The sequence below is a fragment of the Buchnera aphidicola (Cinara kochiana kochiana) genome, assembly GCF_900698905.1.
Classification (GTDB): Bacteria; Pseudomonadota; Gammaproteobacteria; order Enterobacterales; family Enterobacteriaceae; genus Buchnera_F; species Buchnera_F aphidicola_W.
The window spans coordinates 188,019-212,120 of record NZ_LR217707.1; the positions used below are offsets into that span (position 1 = coordinate 188,019).

Below are 24,102 nucleotides of genomic sequence, written 5' to 3' on the forward strand. Positions count from 1 at the left end.
ATACGCATAATAAAAGTATGATTTTACATTTTATTAACCGTATTAATACCTAACAAATATAATCCTTTTTTAATTATTTTTGCTGTTAATATAGATAATTTTATCCGACTGATTTTGATGTGTGTTTCTTTTACGAATAAAATAGAACAATTTTCATAAAATTTTGAAAATTTTCCAGCAAGATCGTATAGATAATTACACATCAAATGAGGTGTTCCAAATTTTTCTAAATGTAATATAGTTTCTTCAAATTGCAAAATAGTTAATATTAAATTTCGTTCAAATTTTGTAAAAATTTTAATCGGATGAATATTTGTTTCGTAAGTTGAATTATTGTTATTAATAATTGATTGAATTCTTGTATATGCGTATTGTATATAAGGTGCTGTATTTCCATTTAATGACAACATTTGATCCCAGTCAAAAATATAATCAGATATTCGATTTTTTGATAAATCAAAATATTTTATAGCACCAATTCCTATACTATGAGCAATAGATGTTATTTCATTTTTAGTCATTTTTTGATGTTTATTTTTTATTATTTTTTTTGCTTTATCAATACTTTTGTTTAATAAATCTATTAATTTGATTGTTTTTCCATGACGTGTTTTAAAAGGTTTTTTATTTTTAGATAAAATCATTCCAAACGTATGATGCTCTAATAATGTATCATTAGGTACATATTTTGCTAATTTAGCTATTTCCCATACTTGAAGGAGATGTTGTTTTTGTCTATTATCGATATAATAAATAATTCGATTGGCTTTTAATGTATTACATCTATATTTTAAACACGCGATATCTGTTGTAGTATATAAAAATGCTCCATCTTTTTTTTGTATAATAACTCCCATGTTTTCACCTAAACGATTTTTAAATTTGTTGAGATGAACAATAACAGCACCGTTGTAATTAACGGCAATTTTTTTTTTTTTAAGATCAGAAATAATGTTTGGCAACATAGAATTATAAAAACTTTCTCCACGAATATCTTTATCAGTAAGAGTGATATTTAATTTTTTATATATTATGTTATTTTGTTGTATAGTATGATGAATTAATAAATTCCATATTTTTAAACAATTTTTATTATTATTTTGTAGTTTAACTACATTTTTTTTAGTTTTTTTAATAAAATATGGATCTTGTTGATATCTTAGATTTGCTTGTTTATAAATTTTTTCAATTTTATTAATAGAATAACATGTTGTTAATTGTAATTGTGTGATTAATATTCCAAATTGTATACCCCAATCACCAACATGGTTTTGTCTTATAACGGTATGCCCTAAAAATTCCATTAATCGAGCAGTTACATCTCCTAAAATAGTAGATCGTAAATGCCCTACATGCATATCCTTAGCTATATTAGGAGAAGAATAGTCAATAATAATTATTTTTGGATTTTTTGTAGATATATTAAAGTTTTTTGAATAATACATATTATTGATATATTTACATAACCAATTTGATTTTAAAGTAATATTAATAAATCCTTGTGGAGGAACTGATATTTTTTTAAATATATTATATTTTTTTAAATCGTTAGCAATATTAATTGCAAGTTGATATGAAGAATATGGTATTTTTGTTTTTAACTTAATAATTCCATTAATTTGATAGTCAATTTCGTTATTTTTGGTATTTTTTCGAATAATAGGATCAAAATTATCTGGAATATTATATTTTATGCAAATTTTTTTTATTTTATTTTTTAAGAATTCCTGAATATTCATAATTTTACCAATATTATTAATAATTAATGTGTGTTTTTAATATATATGTTAATTATTTATATAATGAAACACAAAAATATTTAATGATAATAATTATATAATAATTTTAAATTTTTTGTAAAAATATCTTTCTTAAAGAATAAAATATTTATTTTGAATATTTTTTTAAATTATCTATTTTATAAATTATTTATATGTTTAATTAATTTAATTTGATAAAATATACAATATATAATAATTAATATTAAATTTTATATAAATTATAAAAAATATGTTGACTTTTTTCAAAAAAAAGATAAGATAGATCTTGTAACAAAAATGTTCTTTAAAAAAATATTTCAGAAAATTTCTGTGGGCACATGAAGATTAAATGTTCAGATACAAATTATTCATTATTAATTTTAATGTAAAAAAAAATTAGTTTTGTAATAAAAGTTACACGTAAATGAAGAGTTTGATCATGGCTCAGATTGAACGCTGGCGGCAAGCCTAACACATGCAAGTCGAGCGGCAACGGGAAAATATTTATATTTTTGCCGGCGAGCGGCAAACGGGTGAGTAATATCTGGGGATCTGCCTGAATGAGGGGGATAACTGTTGGAAACGATAGCTAATACCGCATAATGTTGAAAAACTAAAGTAGGGGATCTCTATATTTATAAAAGAGACCTTACGCATTCAGATGAACCCAGACGAGATTAGCTTGATGGTAAGGTAATGGCTTACCATGGCGACGATCTCTAGCTGGTCTGAGAGGATGGCCAGCCACACTGGAACTGAGACACGGTCCAGACTCCTACGGGAGGCAGCAGTGGGGAATATTGCACAATGGGCGCAAGCCTGATGCAGCTATGCCGCGTGTATGAAGAAGGCCTTAGGGTTGTAAAGTACTTTCGTCAGGAAAGAAGGTAATAATGCTAATATCGTTATTAATTGACGTTACCTGAAAAAGAAGCACCGGCTAACTCCGTGCCAGCAGCCGCGGTAATACGGGGGGTGCAAGCGTTAATCAGAATTACTGGGCGTAAAGAGCTCGTAGGCGGTTATTTAAGTCAGATGTGAAATCCCTGGGCTCAACCTAGGAACTGCATTTGAAACTGAATGACTAGAGTTTCGTAGAGGGAGGTAGAATTCTAGGTGTAGCGGTGAAATGCGTAGATATCTGGAGGAATACCTGTGGCGAAAGCGACCTCCTGGACGAAAACTGACGCTGAGGTGCGAAAGCGTGGGGAGCAAACAGGATTAGATACCCTGGTAGTCCATGCTGTAAACGATGTCGACTTGGAGGTTGTTTCCTAAGAGGAATGGCTTCTGAAGCTAACGCATTAAGTCGACCGCCTGGGGAGTACGGTCGCAAGGCTAAAACTCAAATGAATTGACGGGGGCCCGCACAAGCGGTGGAGCATGTGGTTTAATTCGATGCAACGCGAAAAACCTTACCTGGTCTTGACATCCATAGAATTTTATAGAAATATAGAAGTGCCTTCGGGAATTATGAGACAGGTGCTGCATGGCTGTCGTCAGCTCGTGTTGTGAAATGTTGGGTTAAGTCCCGCAACGAGCGCAACCCTTATCTTTTGTTACCAGCGGTTCGGCCGGGGACTCAAGGGAGACTGCCGGTTATAAACCGGAGGAAGGTGGGGACGACGTCAAGTCATCATGGCCCTTACGACCAGGGCTACACACGTGCTACAATGGTACATACAAAGAGAAGCAGCTCTGCGAAGATAAGCAAACCTCATAAAGTGTATCGTAGTCCGGACTGGAGTCTGCAACTCGACTCCACGAAGTCGGAATCGCTAGTAATCGTGTATCAGAATGTCACGGTGAATACGTTCCCGGGCCTTGTACACACCGCCCGTCACACCATGGGAGTGAGTTGCAAAAGAAGCAGGTTGCCTAACCAAATTTTGGAGGGCGCTTACCACTTTGTGGTTCATAACTGGGGTGAAGTCGTAACAAGGTAACCGTAGGGGAACCTGCGGTTGGATCACCTCCTTAAAATATAAAGCATTTAATTGGATCGTGCCCACAGAAATTTTCTGATTTATTGTAGTAAACAGGCTTGTAGCTCAGCCGGTTAGAGCACACCCCTGATAAGGGTGAGGTCGGTGGTTCAAATCCACTCAGGCCTACCAACCAATATTATATTAATATCTTTTTGTTAATAAAATAGGGGGCTATAGCTCAGCTGGGAGAGCGCCTGCTTTGCACGCAGGAGGTCAGCGGTTCAATCCCGCTTAGCTCCAATATTAGTATTAATTAATAATAAATTAATTAATTAAATCACTATTATTTTATATTTTATTATTTTTATGATTAAATTAAATTTTTTAAAAATTTATATTTTTAAAATTAAAAAATATATTTTATAAATATTTGTATAATGAATATTTTAAAAAAATCTAGAAAAGTAGTTCTAGATATAGAAACTACTGGAATGAATAAATCTGGATGTTTATATTTAAATCATAAGATTATAGAAATCGGAATATTAGAAATTATTGACAGAAAATATACCGGAAAATATTTACATTATTATTTAAATCCAGATCGTGATATTGAAAAAGAAGCATATAAAATTCATGGAATTTCTAGAAATCAATTAATTAAAAAACCGCGATTTAAAGAAGTTTATTTAAATATTTTAAATTTTATAAAAAAATCAAAAATTGTAGTTCATAATTCTATTTTTGATATTAGTTTTTTAGATTATGAATTTAGTCAATTAAATTGCGGAATAAAAAAAATTCGAGAATTTTCTACAGTTATAGATACGTTAGTGATTGCCAGACAATTATTTCCGGGAAAAAAAAATAATTTAGATGCATTGTGTCGTAGATATAATATCATAAATACACGTAAAACTGTACATGGTGCATTGATAGATGCTAAGATATTAATGAAATTATATCTATACATGACAAGTAAACAAATCACAATATCGTTTACAGAAAAAAAAAAAAGCAGAATAACTCCTCCTGTAATGAATATTCATGCTGATAACCGAGTATTAAAAATTTTATTTGCATCTAAATCCGAAAATAAAAAACATGAAAAATATATGAAAATAATATTAAAAAACTATATTTAATTAATTGTAATTAATATTTATGATATATACTATAGTTTAGTTATTAATTTATAAAATAAAAGGTGCGGTAGTTCAGTCGGTTAGAATACCGGCCTGTCACGCCGGGGGTCGCGGGTTCGAATCCCGTCCGCACCGAAATTAATTATTTTGAAGTAATTTTTAAAAAATATTATTAAAAATAATTTTATATGAATATATTCGGACAAATATACTTATGAAGTGTAATGATATTCTTAATAATTCATCTTTGGATCATATTAAAAAAGAATTAATCAATAAAGAATTAAAAAAAAATATAGAATATTTAGAAAAAAAAAAATTAAAGGTATTAGATTTAAAAAATGATATTTTAAAACACTCCAAATTATACGCTGATAAATTATTAAAATTAGAAAAAAGATTACAAAAAAAAATTTATAATACATATAATTTTTTTCTTGAAAAATATTTCATATCAATATTACCTATCGTTGATAGTATTGATTCATCAGTTAATTTATTGGATTCTTTGCATCAAGATAATTCTAATGATATATATATATCTTTAAAGAATATACAAAAAAATTTTTTTTATTTATTTACACAATACAAAATATCAGTGATTGAATCAACTAATATTCCATTTAATCCAGATTTACATCAAGCTATATCAATTGATTTTTCTGGAAAATATAAAAATAATTTTATCTCTTGCATTATTCAAAAAGGATATTCAATAAATAATAGGTTATTAAGACCTGCGCTAGTATCAGTTTCTCAAATAAAATAGTAGTATTATGAGTACTGATATATTTAAGAGATTTTTATTTATGTTGATAAAAATTTTTCTTTTAAATAAAAATAAGGTAAAAATATTGAGTAATTTTAAAAAAAAAAAAAATATTAAAAAAAAAAAGTTTTTTTAAATAAAAAAGCGATTTATAATTTTTTTATCAAAAAAACTATTGTTGCTGGAATTATATTGCAAGGATGGGAAGTAAAATCGATTCGTTCAGGATTTGTGCAAATTACCAATGGATATGTGATTTTTGATGCAAATGAAGTATATTTAATCGGAGTAAATATTCAACCATTAGTTAATATTTCAAAATTTTATCTACATCAATCAGATCGCATTCGAAAATTATTATTAACAAAAAAAGAAATTGAAATTATTAATTTATATAACAAAAAAAAAGGATACACAATTATTCCTTTAAAATTATTTTGGAATAAATCTTGGTGTAAGATTAAAATTGGGATTGCTACAGGTAAATCCAATCAAGATAAACGATTAGATAAAAAAAATCGTTCTTGGAAAATTGAACAATCTACCATATACAAACGTATATCTTTAAATAAATAATATAATTAAAAATATTTTTAAATACAGGTTTTTATGAATAAAATAAATATTGATAATTATTGGATGAAAAAAGCATTAAATCAAGCTTATTATGGAGAGAAAAATGGCGAAATACCTATAGGATCTTTGCTAGTTAAAAACAACAAAATTATTAGTTCATCATGGAATTCTTGTATTTCTTTACTTGATATAAGCGCACATGCTGAAATATTAGTAATAAGAAAGGGTAGTAAAAAATTAAAAAATTATAGATTATATAATACTACATTATATGTTACACATGAACCCTGTTTTATGTGTTCTGCGGCGATTATATCTGCCAGAATAAACCGTATAGTCTACGGTTCTTATAGCTCTAAAAAATATAATTTTTCTTATTTTATGAATTTGTTATACATTCATAAAATAAAACATCATTTAAAAGATATCACGTCTGGAATTTTATTTCATGAATGTTCGGGTATATTAAAAGAATTTTTTAAAAAAAAAAGATAAAAAATTTTTATATTTAATTTTCTAATATTACAATAGATTGAGTATATTTATGTGTATTTGTAATACTTAAAAAAATTTTTTTTACTTGTAATTTTTTAAATTTATCTCTAATACATCCTAACATGTTTATTTTTGGTTTTCCATATATATCATATATAACTTCACAATTTTTTAAAAACATATGTTTGTATATTCCTAGTCCTATAGCCTTAGCAGCTGCTTCTTTGGCTGTAAAATTTTTAGCTAAATATCTTTCTTTATTATGTATATTTTTATATTCATATAATTCATTTTTTGATAAGATTTTTTTGGGTATCGCCGTACCATAACGAAAAATTAATTTTTTAAAACGCATGATGCTAATCATGTCTATTCCAATACCTATTATTGACATAATAATCTCTGTTATAAATTAATAAAATGATTTTATTTAATTTTTACTAATATTTTAAAATAAATTTTTTTTTCTAACAGTTTCTCTATTTTATATTGTGACTGTTCCTTACATTGATTTATTTTTTTTCCTTTATACCCAATAATAATTTTTTTATGTCTTTTGTTTTTAACAAAAACAATACTATTTATAAAATATTTTTCGTTTTTTTGTCTATAAAAATCAAAAATTTCTACTGTAAATGAATACACTATTTCTTTATTTACAAGATTCATTAAAGTATTGCGAATTATTTCTGAAATTAAAAATTTTTTAGTACAATTAGTTTTTTGATTATTTAAATGTTTATGAGATGATATTGGTAATTTTTCATTGATATAAATTAATAAATTTTTTAAGTATATATTTTTTTTTGCTGAAATTAAAAAAATCTCATGATTTAAAGTTAATTGATTTATTTTATAAATAAATGGTAGTAATAATTTTTTTTTCTTTATACAATCAATTTTATTGATAACTATTATATAGTTACTATTATTTTTTTTAATATATTCTAATAATTTTGTTTCTTCGTTAGTCCAAATAAAACAATTAATTAAAAATATTATTATATGTACTTCCTGTATTAAGTTAAATGTATCACGTAATTTTTTTTTTTCTATATTACTATATTTATTTTTTATACCAGGTGAATCAATTAATTCAAATTGTGTTAATTTATCGGTATAAATTCCGGTAATATGTGTTTGAGTTGTATTTGGTTTTCGCGAAATTATAGAAATGTTCGCATTAATTAACTGATTTAATAAAGTTGATTTTCCCACATTAGTTCGACCTACAATTAGAATTTTTCCAAAAATACTTTTTTTCATTATTGTATTATTCTACCTCTAATCGAATTAATGCATTTTGAGCAGCATCTTGTTCGGCTTTTCTACGACTCGCTCCAATTCCAATTAATATTTCTGATAATCCATTTATTTTACAATAAATAGTAAAAATTTGATTATGTGCTGCACCATATATTTGTCCAATATTATATACGGGTAACGGAAAATGTTTTGATTGTAAAAATTCTTGTAATCTAGTTTTTGGATCTTTTTTTGTTCCAATAGGACTAATTTTTATAAAACGATTTTTATACCATTGTAATACTATTTTCTCTACAGTATATATATTGCTATCTAAAAATATACTAGCTATTACAGCTTCTATTGCATTAGCTAATATCGATTCTCGTTTAAATCCTCCGCTTTTTTTTTCTCCATGTCCTAATTTAAGATAATTACCTAAAGAAAATTCAGATGCAATTTCAGCTAATGTATTACCTCGCACTAATGTTGCACGCATTCTACTCATTCCTCCTTCATTAACTTTAGGAAAATGATGATATAAAGCTTTTGCTATAACAAAACTAAGGATCGAATCTCCTAAAAATTCTAATCGTTCATTATGCTGCGCGCTAGCACTTCTATGCGTTAAAGCATGTTTTAATAATGACACATTGGTAAATGTATAACCAATAAATTGTTGTAATTTATTCATCACTATTGAATTCATATAACACCGATTAAAAGATAAAATAATTAATGAATTTATTAATACGATTATATTATTGTATTTTATGTACATAACTTATAAATAATTTTATGAAATTTTTTTAAAAACTCTATTAAATCGTATTATTTTTAACCAATTTTGGTTATTAAAATCTATACTAAACCATATATATTTAGCTTTTCCTAAAATATTTTTTTTAGAAACTAAACCCCAATATCTGCTATCTGAACTTTTATCTCGATTATCCCCTACCACAAAATATTTATTATCAGGAATAATCCATGTCCGTTTATTTTGATAATTAGATTGTTTATATAATGGATGTGAAAAATTTTTCATACCATGAGTAATTAATGTATTATATATATTTTTTTTTAATTTTTCTTGATATCGCTCAATTTTTAATGAACGATATGTATTTATACAACGATTATAAAGATATTTCTTATTATTTTTAACATTATTTGATGATATATTTATATCATTTTTTTTTTGAGATAACGTTGTATATTTAATATTTTTTTTTGTTATAATACACATTTTTTTTTTAAAAGGATCATAAATTACAATATCTCCCGGCATACCTATAATACGTTTAACATAATTGATAGTGTTGTCATAAGGCGGTTGAAATACAATAATATCATTTCTTTTAGGTTGATAGCTTTTTATTGTAAATTTTTTTTTATATGAATTATCTTTTATATAAGAAAATTTCTGTATAATGATATAATCACCAGTAAGTAATGTTGGATTCATAGAATGATAAAAAATTTTAAACGGTTCATAAGCAAAAAATCTTATATTACAAATTAAAATCATAATAGGAAAAATATAATTCAATTGCTTTAATGCTTTATGATTATATAATTTATTTTTTTTTTTAAAAAAATTAATGTAAATATTATTAATATGATAATATATCCAAAAAAATCCTATTATTCCGGTTATTATAATTAGCGCATATTGATTTAAAAATTCCATATATAATCTTCTCGTATATTTTATTTATTTAACTTGTAGGATTGAAAAAAATATTTCTTGAGGAATTTTTACATTTCCTATTATTTTCATTCGTTTTTTTCCTTTTTTTTGTTTTTGTAATAATTTTTTTTTACGACTAATATCTCCTCCATAACATTTTGATAATACATTTTTTCTTAATTGCTTAATATTAGCTCTAGAAACAATATTATTTTCAATAGAAGCTTGAATAGGTACATTAAATTGATGTCTCGGTATTATTTTTTGAATCTTTTCTATTATATCTTTAGCAATACGAATAGAATTTTTCTTATGACATATGGATGATAGTGCATCTATTTTCATTGAATTAATTAAAATATCAATTTTAACTAAATTACTTTTTTTAAATCCAATAAGATTATATTCTAATGAAGCATACCCGCTTGATATAGATTTTAGTTGATCAAAAAAATTAGAAATTACTTCAGATAATGGAATTTCATACTGAATAATAGTTTTTTTATTATGATATATTAAATTTTTTTGTATTCCTCTTTTTTTAATGCATAAATTTATAATTTCTCCAATATATTTAGTAGGAGTTAGAATATTACAAAATGTTATCGGTTCTCTAATTTCAGAAATATAATGAGTATTAGGGAATTTTGCTGGATTATCTAAATAAACTTTTTTTTTATTTTTTATTAGTATTACTTCATAAATAACTGAAGGTGCTGTAATAATTATTTTTATATTATATTCTCTTTCTAAACGTGACTGAACAATTTCCATATGTAACATTCCTAGAAATCCACATCTAAAACCAAAACCTAATGCTTGTGAATTTTCAGGCTCATAAAACAAAGAAGAATCATTTAATTGAAGTTTATACAAAGCTTCTTTAAATCGATTGTATTGATTATTTTTAACGGGAAATAAACCAGCATATATTTTTGGTTTAATTTTTTTAAACCCTAATAATAATTTAGTAGTAGGGTTAACAAAAGAAGTAATGGTTTCACCTACCAGTATAGAACGAATATTTTTAATTCCGCAGATTATCCATCCCACTTCACCGGAATATAAAATAGATTTTGAAATTCGTTTAGGTGTAAAAATACCCATTTGATCAACTTGATATACTTCTTTAGTTCTCATAATTAAGATTTTATCTTTAACTTTTATAAAACCATTTTTTACACGTATCAGGGATACTACACCTAAATATTTATCAAACCAAGAATCAATAACTAAAGCCTGTAATGAATTAGAATAATTTCCTATCGGGGCTGGTATTACTGTTATTATTTTTTCTAATAAATCTGATATTCCGGCACCTGTTTTTGCGGAACACAAAACAATATTTTTTGTAGAAATACCGATAATATTCTGTATATCTCTACATACTTGGTCAGGTCTAGCATTAGGTAAATCAATTTTATTTAAAATAGGTAAAATAGATAATTTCATTTTTAAAGCACTATGACAATTAGCTATAGTTTGTGCTTGAACACCTTGGGCTGCATCTACTATCAATAAAGCACCTTCACATGCTGATAATGCACGTGAAACTTCATATGCAAAATTAACATGGCCTGGTGTATCAATAAAGTTTAAGCAAAAATTTTTTCCTATCTTAGATTTATAGTTAATAGTAACACTTTGCGCTTTAATAGTAATACCTCGTTCTCGTTCTAATTCCATAGTATCCAAAACTTGTTCTGACATCTCTCTTGCGGAAAGACCCCCACATGTTTGTATTAATCGATCAGATAGAGTTGATTTACCGTGGTCTATATGAGCAATAATAGAAAAATTTCTTATATATTTCATAATATAACTAATACACCATTTTTATTTATAATTTATTTTATATAAATTTTATTTATATAATAATTTATATTATTATTTAAAGTATTCTTAATAAAAATATTATATATATCATATATAATAAATAAAAAAAATATAAATATGATATATATCATATTTATTATATATGATATATATCATATATAACTATTTAATAATTATTTTATTGAAAATATATTTTGTATGTAAAATAAATTATAAAATTATTAATAAATTATTTTATAAAGTTATATAATTATATATAAAAATTATTTTATTTAAATTAAATTAATATAATGCGGTGTTAATAGTAGAATGAAAAAAAAAAAAGTTATTTTAGCTATGTCAGGAGGAGTAGATTCTTCAGTTTCAGCATGGTTATTATTAAAAAAAAGATATCATGTAGAAGGTTTGTTTATGAAAAATTGGGATGAAGATGATTCTAAAAATTATTGTTCTGCTAAGATAGATTTCAATGATGCAAAATTAGTATGTAAACAATTAGGTATTTTATTGCATACTATTAATTTTTCAACAGAGTATTGGGAAAAAGTATTTAAAAATTTTATTATAGAATATAAACAAGGACGTACTCCTAATCCAGATATTTTATGTAATAAAATTATAAAATTTAATATTTGTTTAAATTTTGCCTTACAATATTTACAAGCAAATTATTTTGCAACAGGTCATTATGCTAAAATTAAAAAAAAAAAAAATAAGTATTATTTGTATAGATCTATAGACTTAAACAAGGATCAAAGTTATTTTTTATATACTTTAAAATCAAAAATTTTATCAAAAATAATTTTTCCGTTAGCTAATATAACAAAAACGCAAACACGTAAAATAGCAAAAAAAATAAAATTATGTGTATATAAAAAAAAAGATTCAACTGGTATTTGCTTTGTTCAACCAAAAAAATTTAATTTATTTTTAAACCAATATATTCCGTATAAAGTAGGAAAAATATTAACTATGTCGGGAGAATTATTGGGATTACATTACGGATATGAATATTACACTATTGGTCAAAGAAAAGGATTAAAAATTGGTGGAAAAAAAAATAAAAATATGTATCCTTGGTATGTAGTTAAAAAAAATATTAAATTAAATATTATTTTAGTTGTACAAGGATCTAAAAATCCATATTTATTATCATATGGTTTTTTAATAAAAAAAATTCATTGGATTAACGGTATATTGAACATTTTAAAATTTAAATGTTTAGTACAAATTCGACATCAACATAAACCAATAATGTGTTGTATAATTTTTAAAAATAAATTTGATTACATTCAAGTATTATTTAATAAACCAGTAGAGTGTGTTACACCTGGACAATCTGCAGTATTTTATCAGCATGATCAATGTATAGGAGGTTCTATTATATATAAAAATATACCGTACTTACCGTAATTAATCATATCTATTTTTTAATATAAAATACTATTTAATTAAATATATAATATAATTAATTATAGATATATTAATTATATATATTTATACTAAATATATGTAAATACAAATACATATAAAATATAAAAATGATAATTATCATATAGGTATACAATATAAAGATGACTTTTTTAAAAAATAAAAATATTTTGATATTTGGAGTTAAAAATCATTTTTCAATTGCATGGGGCATTGCTATGTCTATGTATAAACAAAAAGCTAAATTAGCTTTTGTTTATCATAATGTAAAATCTAAAAAAAATATAATATTATTAGCTGAAAAAGTTCAATCTAATATTGTTTTAGAATGTGATGTTACTTCAGATAATTCGATAATTCAATTATTTAAGAGTTTATCTAAAATATGGAAAAAATTAGACGGAATAGTACATTCAATTGCATATGTAGAAAAATTTCAATTAAATAAAAATTATATCAAAGTAGTTAATCGTAAAAATTTTTTACATGCACATGAAGTTAATTCATTTAGTCTAGTAGCCATAGCACAAGCAGCTAAAAAATTTCTTAATAATAAATCAGCTATTATAACATTATCATATATAGGAGCTGTAAAATACGTTCCTTATTATAATATAATGGGTATTTCAAAAGCATCTTTAGAAGCTAATGTAAGATACTTAGCTGCTTCTATAGGAAAAAATATACGTGTTAATGCAATTTCAGCTGGACCGATTAAAACAACGGCTTCTTATGGAATAAGAAATTTTCATAAAATTATAACTGTCAGTAAAGATAATTCTTTATTACATAAAAATATAACTATTCAAGAAATTGGAGATGTTGCAGCATTTTTATGTTCTGATTTATCTCGCGGTATTACCGGACAAATTATATATGTAGATACTGGTAACAATATTGTTTAATAATACACTGTATATTATTAATTTTTTATTTATTTAATTTTAATAAAATATATTGTCATATGAATATTGATTTAATTCCATTTTTTTAAATAATAATAAAATTATTAGGTTACAATATTATGTTTCAAAATAATCCTATACTAATACAATTAAAAAATAAGTTACAAAAAAAGAAATTTAAAGTAGAAGGAATTGTAAAGAGTACTGCAAAAGGTTTTGGTTTTTTAGAAGTTGATTTTCAAACAACATATTTTATTCCTCCTCAAAATATGAAAAAAGTTATTCATGGAGATAAAATTATAGGATTGATTGAGATAAATAATAACAAAGAAATTATATTTCCTAAAAAATTAATAGAACCGTTTTTAAAGAAATTTATAGGATCAATATATAAAAAAAATAATTGTATTTGCATACAACCAATATATCCGTATGTACGTAATGTATATTTTTATAAATATAAAACTTCTATTATAAGATCTTGGCAAGACGGTGACTGGATAGTAGCAGAATTAACACAACATAGTTTACGCGATAATAACGATTTTAGTGTTGATATACTAGAATTTATTTCTGAAAAAGATAATCCGTTATCACCATGGCATGTAATTTTATCACGATATAATTTAGAAAAAAAATCACCAATGATGAATTTTTTAAATGTATCGCCTGATAATATTTCTAGTGATAATCGTATTGATTTAACGTGTTTGGATTTTATTACAATTGATAATTGCTATACTAAAGATATAGATGATGCTCTTTTCGTAGAAGAAATTGGTACAAATAAATTAGCTCTTACAGTAGCTATTGCAGATCCTACTGAATATATACCAATAAACACTGAAATAGATAATATAGCTAAAAAACGTATTTTTACAAATTATCTACCAGGATTAAATATATCTATGTTACCTAAAAAATTGTCTGAAGATATTTGTTCTTTAAAACCGTATGTAAAAAGACCAGTATTAGCGTGTCGAATAATAATTGACAATGATGGTTCTATTATTATGCAAAAAACAAAATTTTTTTTAGCATGGATTAAATCTCGGGGTAAATTATCATATGATAACGTATCTGATTGGCTAGAACAATTAGGTAATTGGAAACCATATAATAATAATATTGAAAAACAGATACTTTTATTAAAAAAAATATATAAAATTCGAAATTTTTGGAGAAAAAAAAATGCCTTGATATTTAAAGATCGTCCGGAATATCGTTTCCATCTATCTAAAAAATGGGAAATATTAAATATTTCAATAGAAAATAGAAGAATAGCTCATAAAATAATTGAAGAATCTATGATTTCAGCTAATATTTGTGCTGCTGATTTTCTAGACAAAAAATTAGGATTTGGTTTATATCATACCCATATTGGATTTGATTCTTGTAATGCAAAAAATGCTGTTAAATTTTTAAAAAAATATAATATTTTTTATACTTCAGAAGAAATTATGACTTTATCAGGATTTTGTCGATTAAAAAGATCATTAGATAAATTATCTAATGAATATGTGAATTACAGAATACGTAAGTTCCAGTCTTTTGGAGAAATTAGTTTATTTTCTAAACCTCATTTTTCTTTAGGTCTTACTTCTTATGCAACTTGGACATCTCCGATCAGAAAATATAGCGATATGATAAATCATCGATTAATTAAGTCGATAATCAATAAGTGTAGTAACATAACACCTCCTGATAATATTTTGTTATCTCATATTCATGATCGTAAAAGAAAAAATAGAATGGCCGTTAGAGATATAGAAGAATGGTTATATATGAAATTTTTTTGTTCAATAAAAAATGATAATAAACATTATCTAGCAGATATTGTTGATATATCTAGAGGGGGAATACATGCTCGTTTAATAAATACTGGAGCTTTTATATTTATTCCTTCTTCATATATACATAATATTCGTAGTGAAATAATATGTCATCCAGAATATGGAGTAATATACATAAACAATAAAATTCATCATCAAGTGTCAGATAGTATTATTGTACGTTTATTATTTATCAATAATGATACTAAAAAAATTATTGCATCGTTAGTTAACTAGAAATTATTGATATTATCGTAATAATACTAATATAATTTATATTATTAAACAATAGTAATTAATATTACTATATTTTTATAATTATTAAAATAATAAATAATAATATCAAAAATAATATAAAAATTTTTAAATAAAATAATTTAATTATTAAGATTTACCTAACTAATAAATATTATTTTTGTAATAACACAGTATTTATATAAAAATTATTATATAAATTAAATTATGTTTATCACAATATATAGTCAAAATAAATCTATACAGATATAATCAATATATCGTTTATATTTACATTGAAGTATTATCTATAATAAAGTAAATATGAATATTTATGAATATATGTATATATCTTATATTTATAAATTTTATTTATATAATATAGTTTTGTTTTAAATAATTTTAAATTTATTGAATTAATAAAATATTTTTATTAGTAATTTACTATTACTGTGTAGTAGTATTTTATTAAAAATGATTATTATTAATAATATTATTTTAATGAAAAATTATATTGTATAAAAAATAGAACAATAATAAATATTATTAAAAATATTTATTATTTTAAAAAAATTTTTAACAAAAAAATGAACATTTTTATACGATATTTAAAATTATGTAATTGGCTTGATATAGAAGAAAAAATGCATAAATTCACAAAAAATAGAAATCAAGATACTGTTGATGAATTATGGTTTGCAGAACATTATCCTGTTTTTACATATGGTATTTCTGAAAAAAAATATAAAAAACCTTATATTAACGGAATACCAGTATTCCATTCGATTAGAGGAGGAAAAATTACATATCATGGTCCCGGGCAATTAATTATATATTTTTTAATAAATTTACAAAGAAAAAAAATTCAATTTTATAAATTAGTACAAAATATTGAAATAGTAATTGTTAAACTATTAAAAGATTTAAATATACCTTCACATATAAATAAAAAATGGCCCGGAGTATATGTTAAAGAAAAAAAAATTTGTTCATTAGGTTTTCGTATTATAAAAGGATGCTCATTACATGGTTTATCTTTAAACGTAAACATGAATTTAACACCATTTAAATATATCAATCCTTGCGGAAATAAGAATGTTACAATGACACAAATAAAAAATTTTCATCCAAATATTACGATACCAGAAATACAAAATATTTTTATAAAAAATTTTTGTATTTTTTTTAATTATCTAATAATTGAAAATTAATAAATAAAACCTAATTGATTTATTCGTAATGAATAACATAAAAATTTATAGAAGAATTAATATGTTTCGCAAAAATAAAATAAATATTTCTTATAAAGATAAAAAAGATACATATTTGATATCTAATATTTTACCTTCAAATACTACATCATCAATTTTAAAAAAACCAAAATGGTTAAAAGTAAAATTACCCTCTAATACAAATAAAATTAATAACATTAAAAATATATTAAAACACCATAATCTCCATTCTGTATGTGAAGAAGCTCACTGTCCAAATTTATCAGAATGTTTTAATAAAGGAACCGCAACATTTATGATATTAGGATCTATATGTACGCGCAAATGTCCATTTTGTGCTGTACAAAAAGGTAGACCTAAAATTATAGATATTAATGAACCTAAAAAAATATTTAACGTTTCTGTGAAGTTAAATTTAAAATACGTAGTTTTGACATCAGTATCTAGAGATGATTTAAAAGATGGAGGCGCTAATCATTTTTCTAATTGTATACGTGAAATTAGAAAAACAAAAAATATTAAAATAGAAATTTTAGTGCCTGATTTTCGCGGAAAAGAACAAATAGCATTAAATATAATTAATCAATATCCGCCCGATGTTTTCAATCATAATATCGAAAATGTTCCCAGATTATATTCTTCAGTTCGACCAGGAGCAAGTTATATTAATTCTTTAAATTTATTGAATCAATTTAAAAAAATGTGTCCAAAAATACCCACAAAATCAGGGATAATGTTGGGATTAGGTGAAAAAAAACAAGAAGTTATATCTGTATTAAAAGATTTAAAAAAAGTAGGTGTTTCTATTGTTACTATTGGTCAATATATGCAGCCTAGTAAATATCATTTATCTGTTAAAAAATATATTACACCTCAAGAATTTACAAATTTTAAACATGCTGCATTATCTATAGGATTTTCTAAAGTATTTTGCGGTCCTTTAGTTAGATCTTCTTATCATGCAGATAAACAATATGAATCATATAAAATATGATATTTATCGAATATTAATAAATTATTATATATTTATATATATATAAATCATTTATTATTTTTAATATAAATATATTTTTATTAAAAATATATTTGTACTTAATATACATGAAGTATTTTTAAAAATATGTACATGAACACCAAAAAAAAATTAATTTATTTTTTTATTGGTGTTTTTTATAAAAATTTTTCTATTATTTTAATGTATAGTTATCAAGACAAATAGAAATTGATTGGTGTGATGTTATTATTGACCATATAAAATAAATTTTATTATAGATAATAAACATGTTGTTTACTAAAACTTCAGAAAAAAATGCTCTTAATATATTCTTTGATATTATTTTAATTAATGTATTAACTTTATCTGTAACATTTTTTGATATCGAGCATAATGGTACTGGCCAAACAATATTAAAATCTTTTATTTTTGATAATTCAGCTGCTTTTTTGATAGCAACATCTATATCACCTAATTGGTCGACTAATCCTATTTGTTTTGCATGAATACCTAACCATATTCGACCATTTGCAATTTTTTGTATATCTTTATTTGTTTTATGACGTGATTGAGCTACAATATTGATAAATTTTTTATATCCAGAGCAAACATCTAGCATAATTTTTTTTTTATCTTGTAATGTAAGATTATTAAAAATATTAAATGTATGATTTTGTTGTGTACATATCCTACTATTATGTACGCCTATAGACGAAAGTAGTTTTTCTAGTGTAGGTATTACAGAAAAAATACCTATTGATCCCGTAATTGTAGTAGGATGTGCAATGATATAATCACCAGCAGTGGCAATCCAATAACCTCCAGATGCAGCAATATCTCCCATAGAGATTATTAATGGTTTTTTAGTTTTTCGTAATTTAATTAGTTCTTGTCTTATAATTTCTGAATATTCAGTACTACCTCCCGGACTATTGATTCTTAGAATAACTGCTTTTACGGTATCATCGTTTTTAGCGGTATTAATTTCATTTAAAATATACTGAACATCCATAGAATTAGGTTGGTCAGAATTTTGCCCAATCACTCCATTAGCTATAATGATAGAGATTTTATTGGGATTTGATGGTATTTTTTTTTCATGAAGTTGATATTCACTAATATCAATAAAATCATGAGCGTGATTTTCTTGATCGTCATAAAATTTATGGTTTATACAATTGGTAAAGTTTTTATTTTTAACAACATGATCTATTAAATGGTAATGTAATGCGTATTTTACGAAATTATTATTATTTTTTTTTAAATATTTAATGATTTTATCGGGATAAGGACAAATTTCTTTTATAGGCACATGTCTATTGCGAGCTATAACTTCCAAAAATTTTTTCCATTTAAACCGGACGATAGATTTATCTATTATTTTATTCTCTTTTGATGGAGAATTTCTTAAAAAAGGATCTACTGCTCCTTTATATTTTCCTACTTTAAAAATATGCATATGTATTTTAAAAATATCAAAAAATTTTTTAAAAAACATTTTATCATTGGAAATACCGTTTAGATTAATACATCCGTGTGGCGATAAAAAAATTTTGTCAGCAAAACTTGCTAAATAGTATTCACTTTGTGAATAACTACTACCCATGGCAATAATTGGTTTGCTAGATTTTTTAAATTCTTGTAATTTTTTTCCAAAATACTCTAGAATTACTTGATTACTATTAAAAGTATTGTTTACTTTTAATATTATGCCTAATATTTTAGGATCTTTTTCTGCTTGTTTAATTTTTTTAGTAATTTCAAAAATAGAATTATTTTTTTTATTTTTAACAAAATTATTTAAAAAATCTGGACATATATTATTTTGTGATTTATTTAGTATAGGCAACTCTTCCATAGAATCTTGCGGACTTATAACCAATATTTTATCTGGTATCTCTTTAGTTTCAGGAATATTGTTTTTTTTTACACTACATATTGTCCAAATAACAACAATGATTATTAGTAATAAAATTGCATTAAGTATTAAATCTTTAATTATATTTAATAATTTATATGCATATTTTAGCATTTTTATTATTAATATAAATAGTGTACTCATATGAATAATTAACCTCTTTAATTATTAAATATCTTTAAAAAATTAAATAATATAATAAATATTATAAAAAATAAATTTTATATAATTTATATATAAAACTAATGCTTAAAATATAAAACTTGTATAGTTTGTATATATTAAATACATTGATATTATTAATATTTTAAAAAACATTTAAATTTATTTATTATTGTTTCTTTTACAATTTATAATAAATATTATGAAATTGTTTGTTTATATTTATGAGATCTATTCATATTTTTATTAAGTTTTTGTAAACATTTATCAATTGTTTTTTGAAAATTTTTTATAAATATTATTTTTGATAATATATTTTTAATTTATATTATATTATGTATATTAATATAATAATGAAATTGTGATATATATATAAAAACTATATAGAAATATTAAATAGTCGAAAATACTCTTGGTTTTCCGTAATCATCTATAGCTACATAGGTAAAAAAAGCTGTATTAGTACAATATGTTAATCCGTAAGAATGCGTGGTTATTTTTTTTATCCATATTTCAATGTAAATTTTTATAGCAGTATTTTTGATATTTACGCAATTAGCATAACAACTTACTAAATCACCAGCAAATATTGGTTTTATAAAATTTATATCCTTAATATAAGATGTAGATATTTTTCCTTGTGAAATTTTTTTAGCTAATATACCACCACCCAGATCCATTTGTGACATAATCCATCCGCCAAAAATATTTCCGTTTACATTATTATGAGATGGCATAGCAAGCGTTCTTAACATTAAATTTTTATCACAAACAACATTAGAATCTTTACGATTAGGCATTTTATTCACTAATTAGTTAGAATTGAACAAAATTTTTTATAAAAATTATACATAATAACTATTTTAATTGTTAAATTTATAAATTTTATATAAAAAATAATAAATGTTTATTTTTAATACTAATTTTTATTTTATTCTTTAATATAAAAGATTATATAATTTTCATATTTTATTTCAATCTAATAATTAAAATATTTTTAATTATTAGAAATACATATAGTATACTTCATTAATATTAATCATATTAAATAGTATCCTTTGTTTTACAAAAAATATAAAATCTAAATAAGTAGATAATTATATAAGAAAAATATATATTTATAAAAATATTTAAAATAAAAATATTAATATGTATGGCAGATATATTAAATAAATTTAATAAGATAAAAATTAAATATTTAAATATTAATGACATAAAAATAATTGGTATCATTAAATGTGTATTATGTATTACACATCTTGAACTAATTTTTAATGTATAAAAAATACTTTTTTTTTCTATTATATAAAAAATTATAGATGTAAGTAAAAAAATAGAGAATATTATTTTTATAATTATAAAAAAATTAAATTTTAGTGTTATTAACGAATATTGTAGATAAATTGTTAAGATAAATAAAAAAAAATATTTAAATATTTTTTTTTGTATATAAGTAAATTTTTTTATTAAGGGTAGAGAAATAAATGGAATTAACCATATCACCGATGTAATTAATAAAAATTGACTAACAGTAACACTTATTAATTTAATACATTCTATATAAAAAATAATATTTTTTTGATTTATACTCATATTATTAATTATGTTAAATAAAGATAATTTTTTAGAGTAATCTAAATTATATAAAATAGAAAATTCATTTATATTAACGCTACATATATATTCTATAAATAGATTAGTAAACGCGCTTATAGTAGAAAATATAAATATTTTTATTTTATTGTTATAAAAAAATCGATTTACATCAATCATTATAATATACATATTCGACAAAATATATTCTTCCTCCTAATACTTAAAATAAAATTTTATATCAAATAATATATTTATATATTTTCATTAGATCATATGTTTATATTTAAATATATATATTAAATTTTTAAACGCAAATATTTTTTGTTTCATTTTTAAATTTTTTTATTACTTTTTTTATTTTTATAAACATTTTAGTATTATTTTGAATATTTTTTTCTATTATATGTACAATACGCGAACCGCAAATAATACCTTGAATACCATTTTTTAAAATTTCTTTAATTTGATAAGATTTATAGATTCCAAATCCTTGTATAATAGGAGATGATTTATATTTTTTTAATTTTTGAATTGTTTTGAATAATAATTTTTGAGAATATAGTGGCTGTATTCCAGTAACGCCGGGTCTAGAGACTAAATATGTATATTCTTTATTTACTTTGATAATTTTTTTAACCAAGCTAGTTTTAGCATCTGGAGGACAAATAAAAATCGATGAAATCTGATATTTATCAGCTACTTTTTTAAAAAAATTAGATTCTTCTATCGGTAAATCTGCAATTAAAATAGAATCGATACCTATCGAACTGCAATATGAATAAAAAATTGATATTTTTTTATGATAAACAAGATTAGCATAAGTTAATATTCCTATTGGAATATTAGTATATTTATTTCTAATATTTTCAATAATATTGAAACATTTTTTAATAGATACTTTATTATAAAGAGCTCTTAAGTGCGCTTTCTGTATAGTGAGTCCATCAGCAATAGGGTCTGAAAATGGCATTCCTAATTCTAGTGCATCAGCGCCATTTTTAACTAATATGTCAATAATTTTTATTGATATATCTATAGATGGATCTCCTAATACTACAAATGGAATAAAACAACATTCTTTTTTAGAAGATAATTTTTTAAACAACAATTTATATCGTGAGCTCATAATTTTACTTTAAATTAATTAATTAATTTTATCATGGATGGTAGCAAGATCTTTATCGCCTCGTCCTGATAGGTTTACAATAATAGTTTGATCCCGATTTGGATTTTTGTGCATTATTTTTAATGCGTATGCAATAGCATGTGAAGATTCTAAAGCTGGAATTATTCCTTCTAACCTAGATAACTGTAAAAAAGCATAAATTGCTTCTTCATCTGTAATAGTTGAATAATGAACTCTATTAATAGATTTTAACCAAGCATGTTCCGGACCTACTGATGGAAAGTCTAAACCCGCTGAAATAGACCATGATTTTTTAATTTGTCCATCATAATTTTGCATTAAGTATGATTTCATGCCAAAATAAATTCCTGGTTTTCCTACATTTAAAGCAGCACCATGTTTATTAGTATTTAACCCTAACCCTGCTGGCTCTACTCCAATCAATTTGACCGAATTATGCTGTATAAAAGAAGAAAAAATTCCTATGGCATTTGATCCTCCACCTATACACGCAATAACGTAATTTGGTAATTTTTTATTTACTAATAAAATCTGTTTTTTAGCTTCTTTTCCAATTATTTTTTGATATTCTTTTACAATAGTAGGGTATGGATGGGGACCGGCTACTGTACCGATCATATAATGAGAGTTATAGTAACTATTAGACCAATCTCTCATAGCAGCGTTACAAGCATCTTTAAGAGTTCCGGATCCAGATGATATCGAGATAACTTCTGCACCTAATAATTTCATTCTTAACACATTTTGAGATTGTCGCAGAACATCTGTTTTTCCCATATATATACGACATTTTAAATTTAATAAAGCACAAGCTATAGCAGATGCAACGCCATGTTGCCCGGCTCCAGTTTCTGCAATAATATGTGTTTTTTTCATTTTTTTTGCTAATAAAGCTTGTCCTAAAACTTGATTTGTTTTATGAGCTCCTCCATGTAATAAATCTTCTCGTTTTAAATAAATTTTAGTTTTTGTATTTTTTGTAATATTTTTACATAATGTTAATGGAGTAGGTCTACCAGCATAGGAGCATAATAAGTACTTTAATTTTTTTTTAAATTTTTTATCATGTTGTGTTTGTACAAATATCTTTTCTAATTCATGTAAAGCCGGCATTAAAATTTGGGGAACAAACATACCGCCAAATTTTCCAAAATAAGGATTTAATATAGTCATATTATTAATTTTTATAATTTAGTTAAATAAA

The 24,102-nt window shown here is 23.6% G+C and carries 20 protein-coding genes, 3 tRNA genes and 1 rRNA gene; 13 read left to right on the top strand and 11 right to left on the bottom strand.

Translation table 11 applies throughout. From position 1 onward, the window contains the following. Positions 1–23 precede the first annotated feature (23 nt). Positions 24–1,739 (bottom strand): arginine--tRNA ligase, encoded by a 1,716-nt coding sequence (gene argS, locus BUCIKOCA2762_RS00795; protein ID WP_154028501.1) that lies wholly within the window; start codon positions 1,737–1,739, stop codon positions 24–26. A gap of 442 nt (positions 1,740–2,181) precedes the next feature. Here argS and BUCIKOCA2762_RS00800 point away from each other — a divergent pair. The 8 genes from BUCIKOCA2762_RS00800 (at position 2,182) to tadA (ending at position 6,673) form a co-directional block, all read left to right on the top strand. Then, a 16S ribosomal RNA gene (locus BUCIKOCA2762_RS00800) occupies positions 2,182–3,740 on the top strand. A gap of 60 nt (positions 3,741–3,800) precedes the next feature. After that, positions 3,801–3,877: transfer RNA gene (locus tag BUCIKOCA2762_RS00805), tRNA-Ile, on the top strand. A 38-nt stretch (positions 3,878–3,915) separates the two neighbouring features. After that, positions 3,916–3,988, top strand: a tRNA-Ala gene (locus BUCIKOCA2762_RS00810). Positions 3,989–4,125: 137 nt separating this feature from the next. Then, positions 4,126–4,833, top strand: a complete 708-nt coding sequence (dnaQ, locus tag BUCIKOCA2762_RS00815; protein ID WP_154028503.1) for a DNA polymerase III subunit epsilon — start codon at positions 4,126–4,128, stop codon at positions 4,831–4,833. Between the two features lie 61 nt (positions 4,834–4,894). Next, positions 4,895–4,968, top strand: a tRNA-Asp gene (locus tag BUCIKOCA2762_RS00820). 79 nt (positions 4,969–5,047) lie between these two features. Further along, a complete protein-coding gene (locus BUCIKOCA2762_RS00825) occupies positions 5,048–5,602 on the top strand; it encodes a nucleotide exchange factor GrpE (RefSeq protein WP_154028505.1) in 555 nt (184 codons plus the stop codon). 162 nt (positions 5,603–5,764) lie between these two features. Continuing rightward, positions 5,765–6,178, top strand: a complete 414-nt coding sequence (gene smpB, locus BUCIKOCA2762_RS00830; protein ID WP_232036838.1) for an SsrA-binding protein SmpB — start codon at positions 5,765–5,767, stop codon at positions 6,176–6,178. Between the two features lie 33 nt (positions 6,179–6,211). Then, positions 6,212–6,673, top strand: coding sequence for a tRNA adenosine(34) deaminase TadA (tadA, locus tag BUCIKOCA2762_RS00835; RefSeq protein WP_154028509.1), 462 nt, complete (start codon positions 6,212–6,214; stop codon positions 6,671–6,673). A gap of 13 nt (positions 6,674–6,686) precedes the next feature. Here tadA and acpS read toward each other — a convergent pair whose 3' ends face one another. The 5 genes from acpS to lepA all read right to left on the bottom strand — a co-directional run bounded on the left by acpS (position 6,687) and on the right by lepA (position 11,426). After that, positions 6,687–7,067 carry a holo-ACP synthase gene (acpS, locus tag BUCIKOCA2762_RS00840; protein WP_154028511.1) on the bottom strand — a complete coding sequence of 127 codons (381 nt, stop codon included), beginning with the start codon at positions 7,065–7,067 and terminating at the stop codon, positions 6,687–6,689. 32 nt (positions 7,068–7,099) lie between these two features. Then, positions 7,100–7,939 carry a GTPase Era gene (era, locus tag BUCIKOCA2762_RS00845; RefSeq protein ID WP_154028513.1) on the bottom strand — a complete coding sequence of 280 codons (840 nt, stop codon included), beginning with the start codon at positions 7,937–7,939 and terminating at the stop codon, positions 7,100–7,102. Between the two features lie 7 nt (positions 7,940–7,946). After that, positions 7,947–8,627: a ribonuclease III gene (gene rnc / locus BUCIKOCA2762_RS00850; protein WP_154028515.1), complete on the bottom strand. Its 681-nt coding sequence runs from the start codon at positions 8,625–8,627 to the stop codon at positions 7,947–7,949. Positions 8,628–8,714: 87 nt separating this feature from the next. Then, a complete protein-coding gene (gene lepB / locus BUCIKOCA2762_RS00855; RefSeq protein ID WP_154028517.1) occupies positions 8,715–9,611 on the bottom strand; it encodes a signal peptidase I in 897 nt (298 codons plus the stop codon). 24 nt (positions 9,612–9,635) lie between these two features. After that, positions 9,636–11,426, bottom strand: a complete 1,791-nt coding sequence (gene lepA, locus BUCIKOCA2762_RS00860; protein WP_154028519.1) for a translation elongation factor 4 — start codon at positions 11,424–11,426, stop codon at positions 9,636–9,638. A 330-nt stretch (positions 11,427–11,756) separates the two neighbouring features. Between lepA and mnmA the strand changes: the two genes are divergently transcribed. The 5 genes from mnmA (at position 11,757) to lipA (ending at position 18,075) form a co-directional block, all read left to right on the top strand. After that, complete coding sequence (gene mnmA, locus BUCIKOCA2762_RS00865; RefSeq protein ID WP_154028521.1) at positions 11,757–12,860, top strand: tRNA 2-thiouridine(34) synthase MnmA; 1,104 nt, start codon at positions 11,757–11,759, stop codon at positions 12,858–12,860. A 161-nt stretch (positions 12,861–13,021) separates the two neighbouring features. Next, a complete protein-coding gene (locus tag BUCIKOCA2762_RS00870) occupies positions 13,022–13,783 on the top strand; it encodes an enoyl-ACP reductase FabI (protein WP_154028523.1) in 762 nt (253 codons plus the stop codon). A gap of 119 nt (positions 13,784–13,902) precedes the next feature. Next, entirely contained in the window at positions 13,903–15,852 is a 1,950-nt protein-coding gene (locus BUCIKOCA2762_RS00875; protein WP_154028525.1) for an exoribonuclease II, read from the top strand. A 584-nt stretch (positions 15,853–16,436) separates the two neighbouring features. Then, complete coding sequence (lipB, locus tag BUCIKOCA2762_RS00880) at positions 16,437–17,060, top strand: lipoyl(octanoyl) transferase LipB (protein ID WP_154028527.1); 624 nt, start codon at positions 16,437–16,439, stop codon at positions 17,058–17,060. Between the two features lie 61 nt (positions 17,061–17,121). Then, positions 17,122–18,075 (top strand): lipoyl synthase, encoded by a 954-nt coding sequence (gene lipA, locus BUCIKOCA2762_RS00885; protein ID WP_154028529.1) that lies wholly within the window; start codon positions 17,122–17,124, stop codon positions 18,073–18,075. Positions 18,076–18,268: 193 nt separating this feature from the next. Here lipA and sppA read toward each other — a convergent pair whose 3' ends face one another. From sppA to trpB, 5 genes are all read right to left on the bottom strand, one after another. Then, on the bottom strand, positions 18,269–20,137 hold the full coding sequence (sppA, locus tag BUCIKOCA2762_RS00890; RefSeq protein ID WP_154028531.1) for a signal peptide peptidase SppA: 1,869 nt from the start codon (positions 20,135–20,137) through the stop codon (positions 18,269–18,271). A gap of 410 nt (positions 20,138–20,547) precedes the next feature. Then, entirely contained in the window at positions 20,548–20,955 is a 408-nt protein-coding gene (locus BUCIKOCA2762_RS00895) for a hotdog domain-containing protein (RefSeq protein ID WP_154028533.1), read from the bottom strand. A gap of 244 nt (positions 20,956–21,199) precedes the next feature. Then, positions 21,200–21,940, bottom strand: coding sequence for a YciC family protein (locus tag BUCIKOCA2762_RS02090; RefSeq protein WP_420022479.1), 741 nt, complete (start codon positions 21,938–21,940; stop codon positions 21,200–21,202). 115 nt (positions 21,941–22,055) lie between these two features. Then, positions 22,056–22,877, bottom strand: coding sequence for a tryptophan synthase subunit alpha (gene trpA, locus BUCIKOCA2762_RS00905; RefSeq protein WP_154028537.1), 822 nt, complete (start codon positions 22,875–22,877; stop codon positions 22,056–22,058). 18 nt (positions 22,878–22,895) lie between these two features. Further along, positions 22,896–24,071, bottom strand: coding sequence for a tryptophan synthase subunit beta (gene trpB, locus BUCIKOCA2762_RS00910; RefSeq protein ID WP_154028539.1), 1,176 nt, complete (start codon positions 24,069–24,071; stop codon positions 22,896–22,898). Between the last annotated feature and the right edge of the window lie 31 nt (positions 24,072–24,102).

What these genes read in the sequence shown, in the direction of transcription:
- argS (WP_154028501.1), bottom strand. Translation starts at nt 1,739, where the DNA reads ATGAATATTCAGGAATTCTTAAAAAATAAAATAAAAAAAATTTGCATA.
- dnaQ (WP_154028503.1), top strand. Translation starts at nt 4,126, where the DNA reads ATGAATATTTTAAAAAAATCTAGAAAAGTAGTTCTAGATATAGAAACT.
- BUCIKOCA2762_RS00825 (WP_154028505.1), top strand. Translation starts at nt 5,048, where the DNA reads ATGAAGTGTAATGATATTCTTAATAATTCATCTTTGGATCATATTAAA.
- tadA (WP_154028509.1), top strand. Translation starts at nt 6,212, where the DNA reads ATGAATAAAATAAATATTGATAATTATTGGATGAAAAAAGCATTAAAT.
- acpS (WP_154028511.1), bottom strand. Translation starts at nt 7,067, where the DNA reads ATGTCAATAATAGGTATTGGAATAGACATGATTAGCATCATGCGTTTT.
- era (WP_154028513.1), bottom strand. Translation starts at nt 7,939, where the DNA reads ATGAAAAAAAGTATTTTTGGAAAAATTCTAATTGTAGGTCGAACTAAT.
- rnc (WP_154028515.1), bottom strand. Translation starts at nt 8,627, where the DNA reads ATGAATTCAATAGTGATGAATAAATTACAACAATTTATTGGTTATACA.
- lepB (WP_154028517.1), bottom strand. Translation starts at nt 9,611, where the DNA reads ATGGAATTTTTAAATCAATATGCGCTAATTATAATAACCGGAATAATA.
- lepA (WP_154028519.1), bottom strand. Translation starts at nt 11,426, where the DNA reads ATGAAATATATAAGAAATTTTTCTATTATTGCTCATATAGACCACGGT.
- mnmA (WP_154028521.1), top strand. Translation starts at nt 11,757, where the DNA reads ATGAAAAAAAAAAAAGTTATTTTAGCTATGTCAGGAGGAGTAGATTCT.
- BUCIKOCA2762_RS00870 (WP_154028523.1), top strand. Translation starts at nt 13,022, where the DNA reads ATGACTTTTTTAAAAAATAAAAATATTTTGATATTTGGAGTTAAAAAT.
- BUCIKOCA2762_RS00875 (WP_154028525.1), top strand. Translation starts at nt 13,903, where the DNA reads ATGTTTCAAAATAATCCTATACTAATACAATTAAAAAATAAGTTACAA.
- lipB (WP_154028527.1), top strand. Translation starts at nt 16,437, where the DNA reads ATGAACATTTTTATACGATATTTAAAATTATGTAATTGGCTTGATATA.
- lipA (WP_154028529.1), top strand. Translation starts at nt 17,122, where the DNA reads ATGTTTCGCAAAAATAAAATAAATATTTCTTATAAAGATAAAAAAGAT.
- sppA (WP_154028531.1), bottom strand. Translation starts at nt 20,137, where the DNA reads ATGAGTACACTATTTATATTAATAATAAAAATGCTAAAATATGCATAT.
- BUCIKOCA2762_RS00895 (WP_154028533.1), bottom strand. Translation starts at nt 20,955, where the DNA reads ATGCCTAATCGTAAAGATTCTAATGTTGTTTGTGATAAAAATTTAATG.
- BUCIKOCA2762_RS02090 (WP_420022479.1), bottom strand. Translation starts at nt 21,940, where the DNA reads ATGTATATTATAATGATTGATGTAAATCGATTTTTTTATAACAATAAA.
- trpA (WP_154028537.1), bottom strand. Translation starts at nt 22,877, where the DNA reads ATGAGCTCACGATATAAATTGTTGTTTAAAAAATTATCTTCTAAAAAA.
- trpB (WP_154028539.1), bottom strand. Translation starts at nt 24,071, where the DNA reads ATGACTATATTAAATCCTTATTTTGGAAAATTTGGCGGTATGTTTGTT.